Annotated in this window: 17 protein-coding genes; all 17 read left to right on the plus strand. The window is 66.9% G+C overall.

The window, feature by feature from the left end; genetic code table 11:
* Window positions 1-6: 6 nt before the first annotated feature.
* The 17 genes from sdhD to accD all read left to right on the plus strand — a co-directional run bounded on the left by sdhD (window position 7) and on the right by accD (window position 17901).
* Entirely contained in the window at window positions 7-372 is a 366-nt protein-coding gene (sdhD, locus tag E8D38_RS08485) for a succinate dehydrogenase, hydrophobic membrane anchor protein (RefSeq protein WP_140627844.1), read from the plus strand.
* Entirely contained in the window at window positions 372-2147 is a 1776-nt protein-coding gene (gene sdhA / locus E8D38_RS08490; protein ID WP_140627846.1) for a succinate dehydrogenase flavoprotein subunit, read from the plus strand. The genes sdhD and sdhA overlap by 1 nt, the downstream gene beginning before the upstream one ends.
* Before the next feature lie 49 nt (window positions 2148-2196).
* Entirely contained in the window at window positions 2197-2904 is a 708-nt protein-coding gene (locus E8D38_RS08495; RefSeq protein ID WP_140627847.1) for a succinate dehydrogenase iron-sulfur subunit, read from the plus strand.
* A 35-nt stretch (window positions 2905-2939) separates the two neighbouring features.
* The gene (locus E8D38_RS08500; protein ID WP_140627850.1) at window positions 2940-3206 is read left to right on the plus strand and encodes an FAD assembly factor SdhE; all 267 of its coding nucleotides are present in this window, start codon (window positions 2940-2942) and stop codon (window positions 3204-3206) included.
* Between the two features lie 36 nt (window positions 3207-3242).
* The gene (locus E8D38_RS08505; protein WP_140627852.1) at window positions 3243-4553 is read left to right on the plus strand and encodes a citrate synthase; all 1311 of its coding nucleotides are present in this window, start codon (window positions 3243-3245) and stop codon (window positions 4551-4553) included.
* Window positions 4554-4824: 271 nt separating this feature from the next.
* Window positions 4825-5784, plus strand: a complete 960-nt coding sequence (locus tag E8D38_RS08510; protein ID WP_140627855.1) for a LysR family transcriptional regulator — start codon at window positions 4825-4827, stop codon at window positions 5782-5784.
* Window positions 5785-5795: 11 nt separating this feature from the next.
* Window positions 5796-7208 (plus strand): 3-isopropylmalate dehydratase large subunit, encoded by a 1413-nt coding sequence (leuC, locus tag E8D38_RS08515; protein WP_140627857.1) that lies wholly within the window; start codon window positions 5796-5798, stop codon window positions 7206-7208.
* Window positions 7209-7232: 24 nt separating this feature from the next.
* Entirely contained in the window at window positions 7233-7364 is a 132-nt protein-coding gene (locus tag E8D38_RS08520; RefSeq protein ID WP_140627860.1) for an entericidin A/B family lipoprotein, read from the plus strand.
* Between the two features lie 14 nt (window positions 7365-7378).
* Window positions 7379-8026, plus strand: a complete 648-nt coding sequence (gene leuD, locus E8D38_RS08525; protein ID WP_140627863.1) for a 3-isopropylmalate dehydratase small subunit — start codon at window positions 7379-7381, stop codon at window positions 8024-8026.
* Between the two features lie 82 nt (window positions 8027-8108).
* The gene (gene leuB, locus E8D38_RS08530; protein ID WP_140627867.1) at window positions 8109-9188 is read left to right on the plus strand and encodes a 3-isopropylmalate dehydrogenase; all 1080 of its coding nucleotides are present in this window, start codon (window positions 8109-8111) and stop codon (window positions 9186-9188) included.
* A 175-nt stretch (window positions 9189-9363) separates the two neighbouring features.
* Window positions 9364-10497 (plus strand): aspartate-semialdehyde dehydrogenase, encoded by a 1134-nt coding sequence (gene asd / locus E8D38_RS08535; protein WP_140627870.1) that lies wholly within the window; start codon window positions 9364-9366, stop codon window positions 10495-10497.
* Window positions 10498-10829: 332 nt separating this feature from the next.
* The gene (locus tag E8D38_RS08540) at window positions 10830-13439 is read left to right on the plus strand and encodes a motility hub landmark protein FimV (RefSeq protein WP_342779522.1); all 2610 of its coding nucleotides are present in this window, start codon (window positions 10830-10832) and stop codon (window positions 13437-13439) included.
* Between the two features lie 93 nt (window positions 13440-13532).
* Window positions 13533-14315 carry a tRNA pseudouridine(38-40) synthase TruA gene (gene truA / locus E8D38_RS08545; RefSeq protein WP_140627876.1) on the plus strand — a complete coding sequence of 261 codons (783 nt, stop codon included), beginning with the start codon at window positions 13533-13535 and terminating at the stop codon, window positions 14313-14315.
* Window positions 14312-14986, plus strand: coding sequence for a phosphoribosylanthranilate isomerase (locus E8D38_RS08550; protein WP_281286092.1), 675 nt, complete (start codon window positions 14312-14314; stop codon window positions 14984-14986). Before truA ends, E8D38_RS08550 begins: the two co-directional genes overlap by 4 nt.
* Window positions 14987-15002: 16 nt before the next feature.
* The gene (gene trpB / locus E8D38_RS08555) at window positions 15003-16220 is read left to right on the plus strand and encodes a tryptophan synthase subunit beta (protein ID WP_140627882.1); all 1218 of its coding nucleotides are present in this window, start codon (window positions 15003-15005) and stop codon (window positions 16218-16220) included.
* Window positions 16217-17032 carry a tryptophan synthase subunit alpha gene (gene trpA, locus E8D38_RS08560; RefSeq protein ID WP_140627885.1) on the plus strand — a complete coding sequence of 272 codons (816 nt, stop codon included), beginning with the start codon at window positions 16217-16219 and terminating at the stop codon, window positions 17030-17032. The genes trpB and trpA overlap by 4 nt, the downstream gene beginning before the upstream one ends.
* A complete protein-coding gene (gene accD, locus E8D38_RS08565; RefSeq protein WP_140627888.1) occupies window positions 17029-17901 on the plus strand; it encodes an acetyl-CoA carboxylase, carboxyltransferase subunit beta in 873 nt (290 codons plus the stop codon). The genes trpA and accD overlap by 4 nt, the downstream gene beginning before the upstream one ends.
* Window positions 17902-17939 lie beyond the last annotated feature (38 nt).

The following is a 17939-nucleotide window of genomic DNA, read 5'->3' on the forward strand; positions in this document are numbered from 1 at the left end:
CCCGCGATGGCACAACAAAACTTCGGTTCCAAGCGCCTGGTCGTCGGCGCGCATTACGGCTTCAAGGACTGGCTCTCGCAGCGAGTCACCGGCGTGCTGATGGCACTGTTCACCCTCGTCGTCCTGGTGCAGGTGCTGCTGCCCGGGCCGCTGGACTACTACAAGTGGGCCGGCATCTTCTCCAGCCAATGGATGAAGGTGCTGACCTTCGTGGTCATCGTCTCGCTGCTCTACCACGCGTGGGTGGGCATGCGCGACATCTGGATGGATTACATCAATCCCGTGGGCGTGCGCCTGGTACTTCAGGTGTTCACGATCGTCTGGTTGGTGGGTTGTGCCGGCTGGGCCGTGCAGGTGCTGTGGAGACTGTGATGCTGGTTGGAACGACTCTTCCTCAACGCAAGTTCGACGTCGTGATCGTCGGGGCCGGCGGCTCCGGCATGCGCGCCTCGCTGCAGCTTTCGCTCGCAGGCCTGAACGTCGCGGTGCTGTCCAAGGTGTTCCCCACCCGCTCGCATACCGTGGCGGCGCAAGGCGGCATCGGTGCGTCGCTGGGCAACATGTCCGAAGACAACTGGCACTACCACTTCTTCGACACCGTGAAGGGTTCTGACTGGCTGGGCGACCAGGACGCGATCGAATTCATGTGCCGCGAAGCGCCCAAGGTCGTCTACGAGCTCGAGCACTTCGGCATGCCGTTCGACCGCAACCCCGACGGCACCATCTACCAGCGCCCGTTCGGCGGCCACACTGCCAACTACGGCGAGAAGCCGGTGCAGCGCGCCTGCGCGGCGGCCGACCGTACCGGCCACGCGCTGCTGCACACGCTGTACCAGCAGAACGTCAAGGCGCGCACCCAGTTCTTCGTCGAGTGGATGGCGCTCGACCTGATCCGCGACGCCGACGGCGACGTGGTCGGCGTGACTGCCCTCGAAATGGAAACCGGCGAGGTGCACATCCTGCACGCCAAGACCGTGCTGCTGGCCACCGGCGGTGCCGGCCGCATCTTCGCGGCCTCCACCAACGCCTTCATCAACACCGGCGACGGCCTGGGCATGGCTGCGCGTGCCGGCCTGCCGCTGGAAGACATGGAGTTCTGGCAGTTCCACCCCACGGGCGTGGCCGGCGCGGGTGTGCTGTTGACCGAGGGCTGTCGCGGCGAGGGCGCCATTCTGCGCAACGCCAATGGCGAGCGCTTCATGGAGCGTTACGCGCCCACGCTGAAGGACCTGGCGCCGCGCGACTTCGTGTCGCGCTCGATGGACCAGGAGATCAAGGAAGGTCGCGGCTGCGGTCCCAACAAGGACTACGTGCTGCTTGACATGACCCACCTGGGCGCCGAGACCATCCACAAGCGCCTGCCTTCGGTGTTCGAGATCGGCCACAACTTCGCCAACGTCGACATCACGAAGGAGCCGATCCCGGTGGTGCCCACCATCCATTACCAGATGGGTGGCGTGCCGACCAACGTGCACGGCCAGGTCGTGGCGCCGAAGAACGGCGTGCCCAACGACATCGTCAACGGCCTCTACGCGGTGGGCGAATGCTCCTGCGTGAGCGTGCACGGCGCCAACCGCCTGGGCACGAACTCGCTGCTCGACCTGGTGGTGTTCGGCCGCGCGGCCGGCAACCACATCGTCGACTTCAACCTCAAGAACAAGGCGCACAAGCCGCTGCCCAAGGACGCCGCCGACAAGACGCTGGCGCGCCTGGCCCGCCTCGACAGCGCCAAGGATGGCGAGTACGCGCAGAACGTCGCCAATGACATCCGTGCGTCGATGCAGGCGCATGCCGGCGTGTTCCGCACCCAGGCCAGCATGGACGAAGGCGTCAGGAAGATCCTCGAGATCGACAAGCGGGTGGGCGCCATCGGCCTGGCCGACAACTCCAAGGTGTTCAACACCGCGCGTGTCGAGGCCCTGGAGGTCGAGAACCTCATCGAATGCGCCAAGGCCACGATGATCTCCGCCGCCGCCCGCAAGGAAAGCCGCGGCGCCCATGCGCACAACGACTTCCCGAACCGCGACGACGCCAACTGGATCAAGCACTCGCTGTGGTACAGCGAAGGCAACCGCCTCGACTACAAGCCGGTGAACATGAAGCCGCTGACCGTCGAGTCGATCCCGCCCAAGGTCCGCACGTTCTGACCCCGCGCCGCCCACAAAGCAAAGCATTCGGAAGTATTCGGAGCCCACGATGACGCAAAAGCGCACCTTCCAGATCTACCGCTACGACCCCGACAAGGACGCCAAGCCGTACATGCAGACGATCGAGATCGAGCTCGATGGTCATGAGCGCATGCTGCTCGACGCGCTGGTCAAGCTGAAGGCGGTCGACCCGACCCTGTCGTTCCGCCGTTCGTGCCGCGAAGGCGTGTGCGGTTCGGACGCGATGAACATCAACGGCAAGAACGGGCTCGCGTGCCTCACGAACATGCGCACGCTCAAGGACCCGATCGTGCTGAAGCCGCTGCCCGGCCTGCCGGTGATCCGCGACCTGATCGTGGACATGACGCAGTTCTTCACGCAGTACCACTCCATCACGCCCTACCTCGTGAACGACACGCCGCCGCCCGAGAAGGAGCGCCTGCAGTCGCCCGAGGAGCGCGAGGAGCTCGATGGCCTGTACGAGTGCATCCTGTGCGCGAGCTGCTCGACGAGCTGCCCGAGCTTCTGGTGGAACCCCGACAAGTTCGTCGGCCCGGCCGGTCTCCTGCAGGCGTACCGGTTCATTGCCGACAGCCGTGACCAGGCGACCTCGCAGCGCCTGGACAACCTTGAAGACCCGTACCGCCTGTTCCGCTGCCACACCATCATGAACTGCGTGGACGTCTGCCCCAAGGGTTTGAACCCCACCAAGGCGATCGGCAAGATCAAGGAACTGATGGTGCGGCGCGCCGTCTAGGCGCGTTCATCCTTCAGCCACATGCAAGGCCGGTGATGGACACTGCACTCGATTCAGCAGCACTCAGCAAGCTCAGGTGGCGCTGCCGCCGGGGCCTGCTGGAGAACGACCTGTTCATCGAGCGCTTCTTCTCGAGTCACGAAGCCACGCTCACGCGCCGGCAGGCTGCCGGCCTCGAGGCCCTGATGGAACTCGCCGACAACGATCTGCTCGACCTGTTGCTGGCCCGCAAGGAGCCCTCGGGTGACCTCGACCGCGACGAAGTGCACGCCGTGCTGGCCCTGATGCGAACGCCTGCCTGAAAGAAACTCTCTCCTTTAGCCAACCGAGGAATGCCCATGACTCCGTCCGACGTCAAAGCCACCCTGTCGTTTTCCGATGGCAGCCCCGCCATGGAGCTGCCGATCTACAAGGGCACCGTCGGTCCGGACGTGATCGACATTCGCAAGCTGTACGCGCAGACCGGCAAGTTCACCTACGACCCCGGCTTCCTGTCGACCGCGTCGTGCAACTCGTCGATCACCTACATCGACGGCGACAAGGGTGAGCTGCTGTACCGCGGCTACCCCATCGAGCAGCTGGCCGAGAACTGCGACTTCCTGGAAACCTGCCACCTGCTGCTGTACGGAGACCTGCCGAACGCCCAGCAGAAGGCCGGCTTCGTGAAGCTCGTGACCAACCACACCATGGTCAACGAGCAGATGCAGTTCTTCCTGCGCGGCTTCCGCCGTGATGCGCACCCGATGGCCGTGCTGACCGGCCTGGTGGGCGGCCTGTCGGCCTTCTATCACGACAGCACCGACATCAACAACCCGCAGCACCGCGAGATCGCCGCGATCCGCCTGATCGCCAAGATGCCCACGCTGGTGGCCATGGCGTACAAGTATTCGATCGGCCAGCCGTACATCTATCCGAAGAACTCGCTGAGCTACACCGCGAACTTCACCCGCATGATGTTCGCCACGCCGTGCGAGGAATACGAGCCCAACGACGTGGTGGTGCGTGCGCTGGACCGCATCTTCATCCTGCACGCCGATCACGAGCAGAACGCCTCCACCTCGACCGTGCGCCTGTGCGGCTCGTCGGGCACCAACCCGTTCGCCGCCGTCGCGGCGGGCGTGGCCTGCCTGTGGGGCCCCGCCCACGGCGGCGCCAACGAGGCGGCGCTCAACATGCTGGAAGACATCCAGAAGGCCGGCGGTGTCGAGCGCATCGGCGAGTTCATCAAGCAGGTGAAGGACAAGACCAGCGGCATCAAGCTGATGGGCTTCGGCCACCGCGTCTACAAGAACTACGACCCGCGCGCCAAGCTGATGCGCGAAACCTGCCACGAGGTGCTGACCGCACTGGGTCTGGAGAACGACCCGCTGTTCAAGCTGGCCATGGAACTCGAGAAGATCGCGCTGGAAGACGAATACTTCGTCGCCCGCAAGCTCTACCCGAACGTCGACTTCTATTCGGGCATCGTGCAGCGCGCCATCGGCATCCCGGTGTCGCTGTTCACCGCCATCTTCGCGCTCGCGCGCACGGTGGGCTGGATCGCCCAGCTCAACGAGATGATCGGCGACCCCGAGTACAAGATCGGCCGTCCCCGCCAGCTCTACGTGGGCTCCGGCAAGCGCGACGTCAAGCCGCTGGCCCAGCGCTGAGCGGTCGCCTGGCGCCACGAAACCCCGGCCACCGCGCCGGGGTTTTTGTTTTGGCGCGTGGCATGACTTATCCTTCGTGTCTTGCGAAGGCTGGCTTCAAAACTCTCTAAGAGACGCGACTGAGCCTTCGCATATCGTGCGGGTACGGGGCATCGGCGGGCGCCGGCTTACCGGCCGGCATCAACGCTACTGCGGCCTGGCTTACCGGTCAGAGCACGTGGTTCGCGAAGCCGGGTCCCGCCTTCGCTCCTTCCCGCGGTTCCCGCTCGCCATGCGCTTCGATCTGGTCACGCTCAATCTCGTGCTCGCAATCGCCGAGTCGCGCAGCATCACGCAAGGTGCGAAGCGTGAGCATCTGGCACTGGCTGCGGCCAGCAAGCGCGTGTCCGATCTCGAGGCGCGCCTGGGTGTCACCGTGTTCGAGCGCCGGGCACGAGGCGTCGAACTCACCGCCGCCGGGCGGGCCCTGGTGCGCCACATCCATTCGCTGCATGCGTCGCTCAATGCGCTGGAAAGCGAAGTGAGCGAGTTCGCCAGGGGCATACGCGGGCACCTGCGCATCGCCGCCAACGCCTCGTCCATCTCGGAGTGCCTGCCACCGGATCTCGCCGCCTTCTCGCGGGCCCATCCCACCGTGCGCATCAGCCTCGAAGACCAGACCAGCGCCGAGGTGCAGCGCAGTGTGGCCGAAGGCCGTGCCGACGTTGGCATCTTTGCGCCGCCGCAGCACGAGCCGCGGCTTTCGACCCGTCCTTATCGCCGCGGGCGGCTCGCGGCCATCGTGCCGTCCAGGCATGCGCTGGCAGGGCAGGCCGCAGTGCGTTTCGAAGCCTTGCTCGACTTCGACATCGTGGGCCTGCACACCGGTGCGATCGTCCAGGAGCAGATGCTCGCCCAGGCGGCTGCCGTCGGCAAACCGCTGCGTGCACGGCTCCAGGTCCGCGGCTTCGACGCCATCGCCCAGCTGGTCGAGGCAGGCCTCGGCGTGGCGGTGATGCCGGCCGCGGTGGCCCAGCGCCTGGCGCGCCTGTTCTCGCTGCAGGTGCTCCAGCTCGACGAGCCCTGGGCCGAACGCGAATACCTGATCGCCGTGCGCGAGCAGGAAGTGCTGCCGGCGGTGGTCGGCCGCTTCGTTGAATTTCTGTCGCGCCAGGCCAGCCCGAGCGACGATCCCCCCGCCACCCCACGCCGCGCGGCTGTGAAACGCGCGAAAATTCCTGCTTCTGTTTGAGGTCCCCCACCATGACCGCCCGCACCCTGTACGACAAGATCTGGGACGAGCACGTCGTCCACACCGAAGAGGATGGCACCGCCGTGCTCTACATCGACCGCCATCTGGTGCATGAAGTGACCAGCCCGCAGGCGTTCGAGGGTCTGGACCTCGCGCATCGCAAGGTGTGGCGCCTGTCGGCCAACCTGGCCGTGAGCGACCACAACGTGCCCACCACCGACCGCTCGCACGGCATCGCCGACCCGGTGTCCCGGCTGCAGGTCGAGACGCTCGACAAGAACTGCGACCGCTACGGCATCACGCAGTTCAAGATGGCCGACAAGCGCCAGGGCATCGTGCACGTCATCGGCCCGGAGCAGGGCGCCACGCTGCCCGGCATGACGGTGGTGTGCGGGGACTCGCACACCTCCACGCACGGTGCCTTCGGCGCGCTGGCGCACGGCATCGGCACCAGCGAGGTCGAGCATGTGCTGGCCACGCAGACGCTGCTGGCCAAGAAGGCGAAGAACATGCTGGTGAAGGTGGAGGGCACGCTGGCCAAGGGCTGCGGCGCCAAGGACATCGTGCTCGCCATCATCGGCCGCATCGGCACTGCCGGCGGCACCGGCTACACCATCGAGTTCGGCGGCAGCGCGATCCGTGCGCTCAGCATGGAAGGCCGCATGACGGTCTGCAACATGGCCATCGAAGCCGGTGCCCGCGCCGGCCTCATCGGCGTGGACGACACCACCATCCAGTACGTCAAGGGCCGGCCGTATTCGCCCAGCGGCGTCGAATGGGAGCAGGCGGTGGCCTGCTGGCGCACGCTGCACTCCGACCCGGGGGCGAAGTTCGACCTCGTGGTCGAGCTCGATGCATCGCAGATCCGGCCGCAAGTGACCTGGGGCACGTCGCCCGAGATGGTGCTGTCCATCGAGGACCGCGTGCCCGACCCCGAGCGCGAGAAGGACGCGGTGAAGCGCAACGCCATGGAGCGGGCGCTGCAGTACATGGCGCTGGAGCCCAACAAGCCGATCGCCGACATCCGCATCGACAAGGTGTTCATCGGCTCGTGCACCAACTCGCGCATCGAGGACATGCGCGAGGCGGCTGCAGTCGTGCGGCGCCTGGGCGGCAAGGTGGCCTCGAACGTGAAGCTCGCGATGGTGGTGCCCGGGTCCGGCCTGGTCAAGGAACAGGCCGAGCGTGAAGGGCTGGACCAGGTGTTCAAGGCCGCCGGCTTCGAATGGCGCGAGCCCGGCTGCTCGATGTGCCTTGCGATGAACGCCGACCGGCTCGAGCCCGGCGAGCGCTGTGCGTCCACCAGCAACCGTAATTTCGAGGGCCGGCAGGGCGCGGGCGGCCGCACCCACCTCGTCAGCCCGGCGATGGCGGCGGCCGCCGCCATCGAAGGTCATTTCGTCGACGTCCGTCGCATTGCCTGAAGACCCACTCCACGAGGAACACTCATGACCCGTGCACTGCTGACCCTTATCGCTTCGCTGTTCGTGCTGGCCGGCTGCAACACCATGGAAGGTTTAGGCAAGGACGTGCAGAAAGTCGGCGACAAGATCGAAGACGCGGCTTCGCGCAAGAAGTAACCAAGGCCCACGACATGCAAGCATTCCGTATCCACAAGGGCTTGGTCGCGCCGATTGACCGTGAGAACGTCGACACCGACGCGATCATCCCCAAGCAGTTCCTGAAGTCGATCAAGCGCAGCGGCTTCGGTCCCAACCTGTTCGACGAATGGCGCTATCTCGACCCAGGCGAGCCCGGCCAGGATCCGGCTTCGCGCAAGCCGAACCCCGACTTCGTGCTGAACCAGCCGCGCTACAAGGGCGCTTCGGTGCTGCTCGCCCGGCGCAATTTCGGCTGCGGATCGAGCCGCGAGCACGCCCCATGGGCGATCGAGCAGTACGGCTTCCGCGCGCTCATCGCGCCGAGCTTTGCCGACATCTTCTTCAACAACTGCTTCAAGAACGGCCTGCTGCCCATCACGCTGCCCGAGCACGAAGTGGCCAGGCTGTTCGACGAAGTGGCGGCCTTCGTCGGCTACGAGCTCGCGGTCGACCTGGAGCGCCAGGTGGTCGTCAAGCCGGACGGCACCGAGCTGCCGTTCGACGTGCAACCGTTCCGCAAGTACTGCCTGCTCAACGGCTTCGACGACATCGGCCTGACCTTGCGTCATGCCGACAAGATCAAGGCCTTCGAGGCGCAGCGGCTGGCGAAACAGCCGTGGCTGAACCAGCGCATCGTGTAGGCGTCGCGGGGCGGCTCCTGAAGAACTGAGACAATGGCGCCTCGCCCGCCGGCGAGGCCGGGCGTGTTCGAGAGAAAGACTCATGAAGATCGCAGTGTTGCCGGGTGACGGCATCGGTACCGAAATCGTTGCGGAAGCCGTCAAGGTGCTGAAGGCGCTCGACCTCTCGTTCGAGATGGAAAGCGCCCCGGTGGGTGGTGCCGCCTATGAGGCCGCCGGCCACCCGCTGCCCGAGTCCACCCTGAAGCTCGCCCAATCGGCCGACGCAGTGCTGTTCGGCGCCGTGGGCGACTGGAAGTACGACAAGCTCGAGCGTGCGCTGCGTCCCGAGCAGGCGATCCTCGGCCTGCGCAAGAGCCTGGGCCTGTTCGCGAACTTTCGCCCCGCCATCTGCTACCCGCAGCTCACGCATGCCTCGAGCCTCAAGCCCGAGCTGGTGGCAGGGCTCGACATCCTCATCATTCGCGAACTCACCGGCGACATCTACTTCGGCCAGCCGCGCGGCCGCCGCGAGTCGCCGGACGGCGCCTTTGCCGGCGCCCCCGAGGCCTTCGACACCATGCGCTACAGCCGCCCGGAGATCGAGCGCATCGCGCATGTGGCGTTCCAGGCGGCGCGCAAGCGTGGCAAGCGCGTCACCAGCGTCGACAAGGCCAACGTGCTGGAGACCTTCCAGTTCTGGAAGGACGTGGTGACCGAGGTGCACGCGCAGTACCCCGACGTCGAGCTCGACCACATGTATGTCGACAACGCCGCGATGCAGCTCGTCAAGGCGCCGAAGAAGTTCGACGTCATCGTCACCGGCAACATGTTCGGCGACATCCTGTCCGATGAAGCCGCCATGCTGACCGGCTCCATCGGCATGCTGCCCAGCGCCTCGCTAAACGCCCAGAACAAGGGCCTGTACGAGCCGAGCCACGGCAGCGCCCCCGACATCGCCGGCAAGGGCATCGCAAACCCGCTGGCCACCGTCCTGAGCGCCGCGATGATGCTGCGCTTCAGCCTCAACCAGCCCGAAGCCGCTGCACGTATCGAGGCCGCGGTGCAGGCGGTGCTGGAGGCGGGCTACCGCACCGCCGACATTCACAGCGACGGCACGACGAAGGTCGGAACGAAGGAGATGGGCGACGCCGTGGTCGCCCATCTGAAAACCCAAGGCTGAGAAGGCCTCCCGCCGCGAGCCCGCGATCCATGGGTCTCGCGGGTCGGGCAGGCCGCTCGGGCACATCACGCCCTTGTGCGGGCCGGCAGGCCTGCGCGCCGCATGGATCGATCGCCAGCCGGGCATCCCGGTTGTGTCACCATTTCATCTGTTTTTGCTAGCGAGCGAGTTTCCTATGTCTACACCTCTGGTCGGCCTGGTTGGCTGGCGCGGCATGGTCGGTTCCGTCCTGATGGACCGCATGAGCCAGGAGGGCGATTTCGCCCACATCGAGCCCCTGTTCTTCAGCACTTCCAATGCGGGCGGCAAGGCGCCGGCCTTCGCGAAGAACGAAACCACGCTGAAGGACGCCCACGACATCGAGGCGCTCAAGCGCTGCGAGATCATCATCACGGCGCAAGGCGGCGACTACACCAACGAGGTGTTCCCGAAGCTGCGGGCGGCGGGCTGGACCGGTCACTGGATCGATGCGGCCTCGTCGCTGCGCATGAAGGACGACGCGGTCATCATCCTCGACCCGGTCAACCTCCCGGTGATCAAGAACGCCCTGGCCAAGGGCGGACGCAACTGGATCGGCGGCAACTGCACGGTGAGCTGCATGCTCATGGGCGTGGGTGCGCTCTACAAGGCCGGCCTGGTCGAGTGGATGAGCACGCAGACGTACCAGGCCGCCTCCGGCGGCGGCGCCCAGCACATGCGTGAGCTGCTCACCCAGTTCGGCGCGCTCAACGCCGAGGTGAAGGCCCTGCTCGACGACCCGAAGAGCGCCATCCTCGAGATCGACCGCAAGATCGTCGAGAAGCAGCGCGCCCTGGGTGCGGAAGAGACCGCCAACTTCGGCGTGCCGCTGGGCGGCTCGCTCATCCCCTGGATCGACAAGGACCTGGGCAACGGCGTGAGCCGCGAGGAATGGAAGGGCATGGCCGAGACGAACAAGATCCTCGGCCAGGGCGAGGGCTTCGGGACTGCGCCGGTGCCGGTCGACGGTTTCTGCGTGCGCGTCGGCGCGATGCGCTGCCACAGCCAGGCACTGACCATCAAGCTCAGGAAGGACGTGCCGCTGGCGGACGTCGAGCAACTGATTGCGCACGACAACGCGTGGGTGAAGGTGGTGCCCAACACCCGTGAAGCGACGATCCACGAGCTCACTCCGGTGGCGGTGACCGGCACGCTGACCATCCCGGTGGGGCGCCTGCGCAAGCTGGCGATGGGCCCGGAGTACCTCGGCGCCTTCACGATCGGCGACCAGTTGCTGTGGGGCGCTGCCGAACCGCTGCGTCGGATGCTGCGCATCCTGCTCGATGCGTAACAAGATGCGTAACAAATTGCACGCGGGTTGAGAAGAGGGGGCGCGTTGCCCGGTTGCGACAAAGTACCGGATAACCGCTTCCTTCGCGCCCGAAACGAACGTCAGCAATTGGATTAGCTTGTCAGCGTATCTGCTTGATGTTATTGTGTTTTCATCTGTTTTCTACATCTGCGCACTGGCGCAGCGATAACTGACGGGCCGGGCGCCTCTCTCGCCTCCCTGTGCCCGCTGATGTTTTGGGAGACGCCTTGAAACGAAACTCGATGTCTGCAGGGCGGTCGCCTGCGAAGTGGGCTGTAAAAAGCGTGGCAATTGCCGCGCTTTCTGCATTGTTGGCTGCCGCGCCTGAGGCCTGGGCCCTCGGCCTGGGCCGGCTCAACGTGCAGTCCGCGCTGGGCGAAACGCTCAAGGCGGAAATCGACATCACCAGCATGACTCCCGATGAGGAGTCCAACCTGCGGGTCCGCGTCGCGCCGCCCGAGTCGTATCGCGCCGCGGGTGTCGACTACAACGCCGTCCTCCCCAACACCACCGTCACGCTGCTGCGCCGCGCCGACGGCCGGCCGTACCTTCGCCTGAGCAGCGATCGCGCGGTCCAGGAGCCGTTCGTCGACGTGATCCTCGACATCTCCTGGAACACGGGCCGGCTGGTGCGCGAGTACACGCTGCTGTTCGACCCGCCCACGCTGCGCGCGCCGACTCAAGTGGCAGGCACTTCGCCCGGCGTCGCTCCGGCGCCGCAGGCCTCCGCGCCTGCGGCTGCGGCGCGACCGGCCCCGCGTACCACGGAGCCTGCTCCGGCTGCCCGTGCCCCGGCCGCTCCCCGCGCGCCAGCTGCACCTGCCGAGCCGAAGGCGGCTGCCGCCTCGCCTGCCGCCGCCGGCGAGGGCTCCGATGAGTACCGCGTGCGCGGCGGCGACACGCTGTCTCGCATCGCGTCGAAGACTCAGCGCCCCGGCGTTTCGCTCGACCAGATGCTGGTCGGCCTGTACATGTCCAATCCGCAGGCCTTCCTCGACAACAACATGAACCGGCTCAAGTCCGGTGTCGTGCTGTCCGTGCCGAGCGCCGAGAAGGCGCAGGAACTGTCTCCCGCCGAGGCGCGCAAGCTCATCCAGGCGCAAAGCGCCGACTTCGGTGCCTACCGGCAGCGCCTCGCCGGCAAGGTGCCGGCCGCAACCGGCGAAAGCCCCGCGCAGAAGGCCGGCGGCCAGGTTCAGGCTGAGGTGCAGGACCGCAAGCAGGGTGCTGCGACCACCCCCGACAAGCTGACCCTGAGCAAGGGCGGCGCCGCCCCGGCCAAGGGCGCCGCGCCCGAGCAGAAGCTGGCCGAGGAGCGTGCCAAGAAGGACGCCGCGACCCGCGTGGCCGAGCTGTCGAAGAACGTCGAAGACCTGAAGAAACTGCAGGGCGCAAGCGCCGTGGCCGGTGGCACCGGCGCAGCGCCGGCAACGAAGCCTGGCATCAGCGTCCCGGCCGCGGCGCCGACGCCGGCCGTCAAGCCGCCCGTCGCTACTCCCACGCCCGCTCCGGTCGTTGCTGCCGCGCCGACCCCGGCGCCCACGCCGGTCGCAACGCCCACGCCTGCCCCGACGCCTGCCCCGACGCCTGCCCCGACGCCTGCCGCTGTGTCCCTGCCGGCTGCGTCCGCCGCATTGCCGGCTGACCCGGTCGCTTCGGTGCCTGACGCTGCGTCTGCCGCTGCCGCTGCCGCTGCCGCCTCAGCGCCCGAGGTTGCCGCGCGACCGCCCGTGCGGCCGCCGCGTCCAGCTCCGCCGCCCGTCGAAGAACCTGGCTTCCTCGCCAACCTGCTGGAGCACCCGTTGGTGCTGCCGGGAGCCGGCGCGCTCGTGCTGCTGCTGGCCGCCTTCGGCCTGTATCGCATGCGCGCCCAGAAGAAGGCCGACAGCGGCGAGACCTCCTTCCTCGAGAGCCGCCTCCAGCCGGACTCCTTCTTCGGCGCCAGCGGCGGCCAGCGCATCGACACGCGTGACGCGACCGGCGTGCCGTCTTCGATGAGCTATTCGCTCAGTCAGCTCGACGCCATCGGCGACGTGGACCCGGTGGCGGAAGCCGACGTGTACCTGGCCTATGGCCGTGACCTGCAGGCCGAGGAAATCCTCAAGGAGGCCATGCGCAGCAGCCCTGACCGCCTGGCCATTCGTACCAAGCTGCTCGAGGTGTATGCGAAGCGTCGTGACACGAAGGGCTTCGAACTGCTTGCGACGCAGCTGTTCGCGCTGACCGGCGGGCAAGGCGAAGACTGGGCAAAGGCGCAGGAGCTCGGTGTTTCGATCGACGCGGACAACCCGATGTACCAGCCGGGCGGTCAGCCCGAGGCGGTGCAGGCCGGCGGCAAGCCGGTGGCCGAACCGCTCGGCGCCAGCACGATGCCGCAGTCGGTGCTCCCGTCGCCCTCGCGCTTCGAAGCGGGGAATTCCGGCATCGACTCCGCTTCGGGCGTGGACCTCGACCTCGACATCGCCGGCGACCACCTTGGCTCGGCTCCGGCCGCGAAGCTCGATGTCACGCAGCCCTTCACGGCTCCGCCGAGCTTCGATGCACCCGCCACGGCCGACGTGCGCGACAACGACCTGAACTTCGAGTTGCCCACGCTGGCGCCGACCGTGCCCGCCACGGCAGGTGCGAAGGATTCGTCGCTGGAGTTCGATCTCGCAGGCATCTCGCTCGACCTCAACGCACCGGCCAATGGCGGCGGGGCGCCGGTTGACGCAGACCTGCCTGATCTCGGCGGCCTCGACATGACCGAAGGCCTCGGTGGCGGCGACGGCGATCCGTTGGCGCGCAAGCTCGAGCTGGCCGAGGAATTCCGCCAGATCGGCGACTTGGAAGGCGCGCGCGACCTGCTGCAGGAAGTGGTGGCCAAGGCCAGCGGCTCGCTCAAGACGAAGGCGCAGGGCATGCTCGACAGCCTAGCCTGATGCCGCTGTCGCGGAGATCCTGGTCTCCGCAGGCGGCAGGTTCATCAACACGGGGCCGACCCTTCGGGGCGGCCCCGTTTGCATCAAGGGTCCATGCGAATCGCTCTGGGCATCAGCTACCGCGGCCAGCACTATCTCGGCTGGCAAAGCCAGCCGGGCGGGCGCACGGTGCAGGACCATCTGGAGGCGGCGCTGGCGCGCTTCGCGGCTCAGCCGGTGCGCACCGTCTGCGCCGGCCGCACCGACACGGGCGTGCATGCGCTCAACCAGGTGGTCCATTTCGACACCGAGCTCGATCGCGAGGTGTTCTCATGGGTGCGCGGGACCAACACCTACCTGCCGGCCGACATCGCGGTGCAGTGGTGCCTCGAGGTGAACGATCAGTTCCATGCACGCAACAGCGCGCGCGGCAGGCGCTACGCCTACGTCGTGCTCGAGTCGCCGGTGCGTCCGGCGCTCGAGTCGGGTTCCGTCGGCTGGGTGTTCCGGCCGCTGGACGGCGACGCCATGCGCGCTGCCGCCGCCCACCTCCTGGGCGAGCAGGACTTCAGCGCCTTCCGTTCGGCCGAATGCCAGGCGGCGTCGCCGGTCAAGACGCTGCGGCGCATCGAGATCAGCCGTCATGGCGCCTATTGGCGCTTCGACTTCGACGCCAGCGCCTTCCTGCATCACATGGTGCGCAACATCATGGGCTGCCTCATTGCCGTAGGCTCCGGCGTCAGGCCCGCAGCCTGGCTGAAGGACGTGCTCGACGGCCGCAGCCGGCAGCTGGCGGCGCCCACCTTCTCGCCGGATGGCCTGTACTTTCTCGGTCCATACTACGAAGCCTCGCTGGCCATCCCGGAACGCACGCCGGCGATGGACTGGCTGCCCTGAGCGAGCGACAAAGGTCCACCACCATGCCCCAGCGTACGCGCATCAAGATCTGCGGCCTGACGCGTGAACAGGACGTCGACGTGGCGGTCGACTGCGGGGCCGATGCCATCGGCTTCGTGTTCTATGCCAGGAGCCCCCGCGCCGTCGGCTTCGAGCGCGCGGCTGCGTTGGCGAGGCGGCTGCCGCCCTTCGTCACGCCGGTCGGCCTTTTCGTGAATGCAGAGCTGTTCGAGGTGGAAGCGGCCTGCCGGGCCGTGCCGAACCTCGTGCTGCAATTCCACGGCGACGAAACGCCCGAAGCCTGCGAAGCCGCGGGCCGGCCGTACCTGCGGGCCGCCCGCATGGGGCCGGGGCTCGATTTGCTAGACTTCGCAGCTCGGTTTTCTGGCGCCCGCGCCGTGTTGCTCGATGCTCTCGTCGAGGGCTACGGCGGTGGCGGAAAGGTGTTCGATTGGTCGCTCATTCCACCAAACGTTCCCGCTCCGGTCGTTTTGTCTGGTGGGTTGAATCCTGCAAACGTGACCGATGGGGTTCTTCAGGTCAGGCCCTGGGCCGTTGACGTGAGTTCCGGCGTCGAAAGCGCCAAAGGCATCAAGGATGCCGACGCGATACGCCGGTTCTGCGAAGCAGTGCGCGAGGCTGACGCCCGCATCGCTTCGAGCATCGCCTGAAGAAGACACCCTCACCATGCTGAACTATCACCAGCCCGACGCGCGCGGGCATTTCGGACCCTATGGCGGCACCTTCGTGGCCGAGACGCTCGTCCATGCGCTCGACGAACTGAAGGCCGCCTACGAAAAATACAGCGCCGACCCGGCGTTCCAGGCTGAATTCCGGAAGGAACTCGCCCACTTCGTGGGCCGGCCGAGCCCCATCTACCACGCCGAGCGCATGAGCCGCGAACTGGGCGGCGCGCAGATCTACCTGAAGCGCGAGGACCTGAACCACACCGGCGCGCACAAGGTCAACAACACCATCGGCCAGGCCCTGCTGGCGCGCCGCATGGGCAAGCCGCGCATCATTGCCGAGACCGGGGCAGGGCAGCATGGAGTGGCGACCGCCACCATCTGCGCCCGATACGGCCTCGAATGCGTGGTCTACATGGGCAGCGAAGACGTGAAGCGCCAGTCGCCCAACGTCTACCGCATGCACCTGCTGGGCGCGAAGGTGGTGCCGGTCGAAAGCGGCTCCAAGACCCTGAAGGACGCCCTCAACGAAGCGCTGCGCGACTGGGTCACCAACGTCGAGAACACCTTCTACATCATCGGCACGGTGGCGGGCCCGCACCCCTACCCGATGATGGTGCGCGACTTCCAGCGCGTGATCGGTGACGAATGCCTGGTGCAGATGCCGCAGATCGCCGGCCGCCAGCCCGATGCGGTGATCGCCTGCGTGGGCGGCGGCAGCAATGCGATGGGCATCTTCTATCCCTACATCGAGCATGAGGGCACGCGGCTCATCGGTGTGGAGGCCGCGGGCGAAGGGCTCGATTCCGGCCGCCATGCGGCTTCGCTGTCGGCCGGCTCGCCCGGGGTGCTGCACGGCAACCGAACCTACCTGCTGCAGAACGAAGACGGCCAGATCATCGAGACCCACTCGGTGTCTGCCGGGCTCGACTACCCCGGCGTCGGGCCCGAGCATGCCTATCTGAAGGACATCGGCCGGGCCGAATACGTCGGCATCACCGACGACGAGGCGCTCAAGGCCTTCCATCACCTGTGCCGCACCGAAGGCATCATCCCGGCTCTCGAGTCGAGCCATGCGGTGGCCTATGCGATGAAACTCGCACCCACCCTGCGGCCCGACCAGCACATCCTCGTCAACCTCTCCGGGCGCGGAGACAAGGACATCAACACGGTGGCCGACCTGGCCGGCGTGAGCCTCATGAAAGGCGGTGCCCGATGAGCCGCATCGCTGCCACCTTCAAACGTCTGCAGGCCGAGGGCCGCAAGGCGCTGATCCCCTACGTGACCGCAGGCGATCCGTTTGCCGACGCGACCACCGAACTGATGCTGGCGATGGCCGAGGCCGGCGCCGATGTCATCGAGCTCGGTGTGCCGTTCTCGGACCCGATGGCCGACGGCCCGGTGATCCAGCGTGCCTCGGAGCGGGCGCTGGCCAAGGGCATCGGCCTCAAGCACGTGCTGGCCATGACCCGGGCCTTCCGCGAAAGGAACGACACCACGCCGGTCGTCCTGATGGGCTATGCCAACCCGGTGGAGCGCTATGGCATAGAGGCGTTCGTGGCCGATGCCAGGGCGGCCGGCGTGGACGGCGTGCTGATCGTGGACTACCCGCCCGAAGAGTGCGAGGCCTTCGCCTCGACGCTGAAGGCCGCGGGCCTCGACCCCATCTTCCTGCTCGCACCCACCTCCACCGAGCAGCGCATGCAGGACGTGGGCCGTGTGGCCACCGGCTACGTGTACTACGTCTCGCTCAAGGGCGTCACGGGAGCGGGTCACCTCGACACCTCCGCCGTGGCGCAGGCCGTACCACGCATTCGCAACCATGTCCAGGTGCCGGTGGGTGTAGGCTTCGGGATTCGCGACGCCGCCACAGCCCAGGCGGTGGCCCAGGTTGCCGACGCCGTGGTGATCGGCTCTCGCATCGTGCAACTGCTCGAAGAGCAGACGCGTGACACCGTGGTTGCAGCGGGCCGGCAGTTCATTGCCGAGATCCGCAGCGCCCTTGACAACATGAAAGGAGCGACTAGATGAGTTGGCTCGAAAAACTCCTGCCGCCCAAGATCCAGCCTACCGACCCCAACGAGCGCCGGCAGGTGCCCGAAGGCCTGTGGATCAAGTGCCCGGCCTGCGAGACGGTGCTCTACAAGACCGACCTCGAACAGAACCTCAACGTCTGCCCGAAGTGCTCGCACCATCACCGCATCGGTGCCCGTGCGCGGCTCAACGGCTTCCTCGACCCCGAAGGCCGCTACGAGATCGGCCAGGAAGTGGTGCCGGTCGACGCCCTCAAGTTCAAGGACAGCAAGAAGTACCCCGATCGCCTCAAGGAGGCGATGGAGTCCACCGGCGAAACCGATGCGCTCATCGTGATGGGCGGCGCCGTGCACACCGTGCCGGTGGTGGCCGCTGGTTTCGAGTTCGACTTCATGGGCGGCTCGATGGGCTCCGTGGTCGGCGAGCGCTTCGTGCGCGGGGTCGAAGCCGCCTGCGACCAGAAGACGCCGTTCATCTGCTTCACCGCCACCGGCGGCGCGCGCATGCAGGAAGGCCTGCTGAGCCTCATGCAGATGGCCAAGACCAATGCATCGCTCACCCGCCTGGCCAAGGCCAAGCTGCCCTACATCAGCGTGCTGACCGACCCCACCATGGGCGGCGTTTCGGCCGGCTTCGCCTTCATGGGCGACGTGGTGATCGCCGAGCCCAAGGCGCTGATCGGCTTTGCCGGCCCGCGCGTGATCGAGAACACCGTGCGCGAGAAGCTGCCTGAAGGTTTCCAGCGCAGCGAGTTCCTGCTCAGCAAGGGAGCGCTCGACATGATCGTCGACCGTCGCGAGCTGCGCATGACGGTGGCACGCATCGTCGCGATGCTGCAGCGCCAGCCCGCCGACGCGGTGGCCTGACGCCACCGTAGGTTCCACTGCGCAAGCAAAGCCGGCCT

The sequence above is a fragment of the Methylibium rhizosphaerae genome, assembly GCF_006386545.1.
In the GTDB taxonomy this organism is placed as follows: domain Bacteria; phylum Pseudomonadota; class Gammaproteobacteria; order Burkholderiales; family Burkholderiaceae_C; genus Pseudorivibacter; species Pseudorivibacter rhizosphaerae.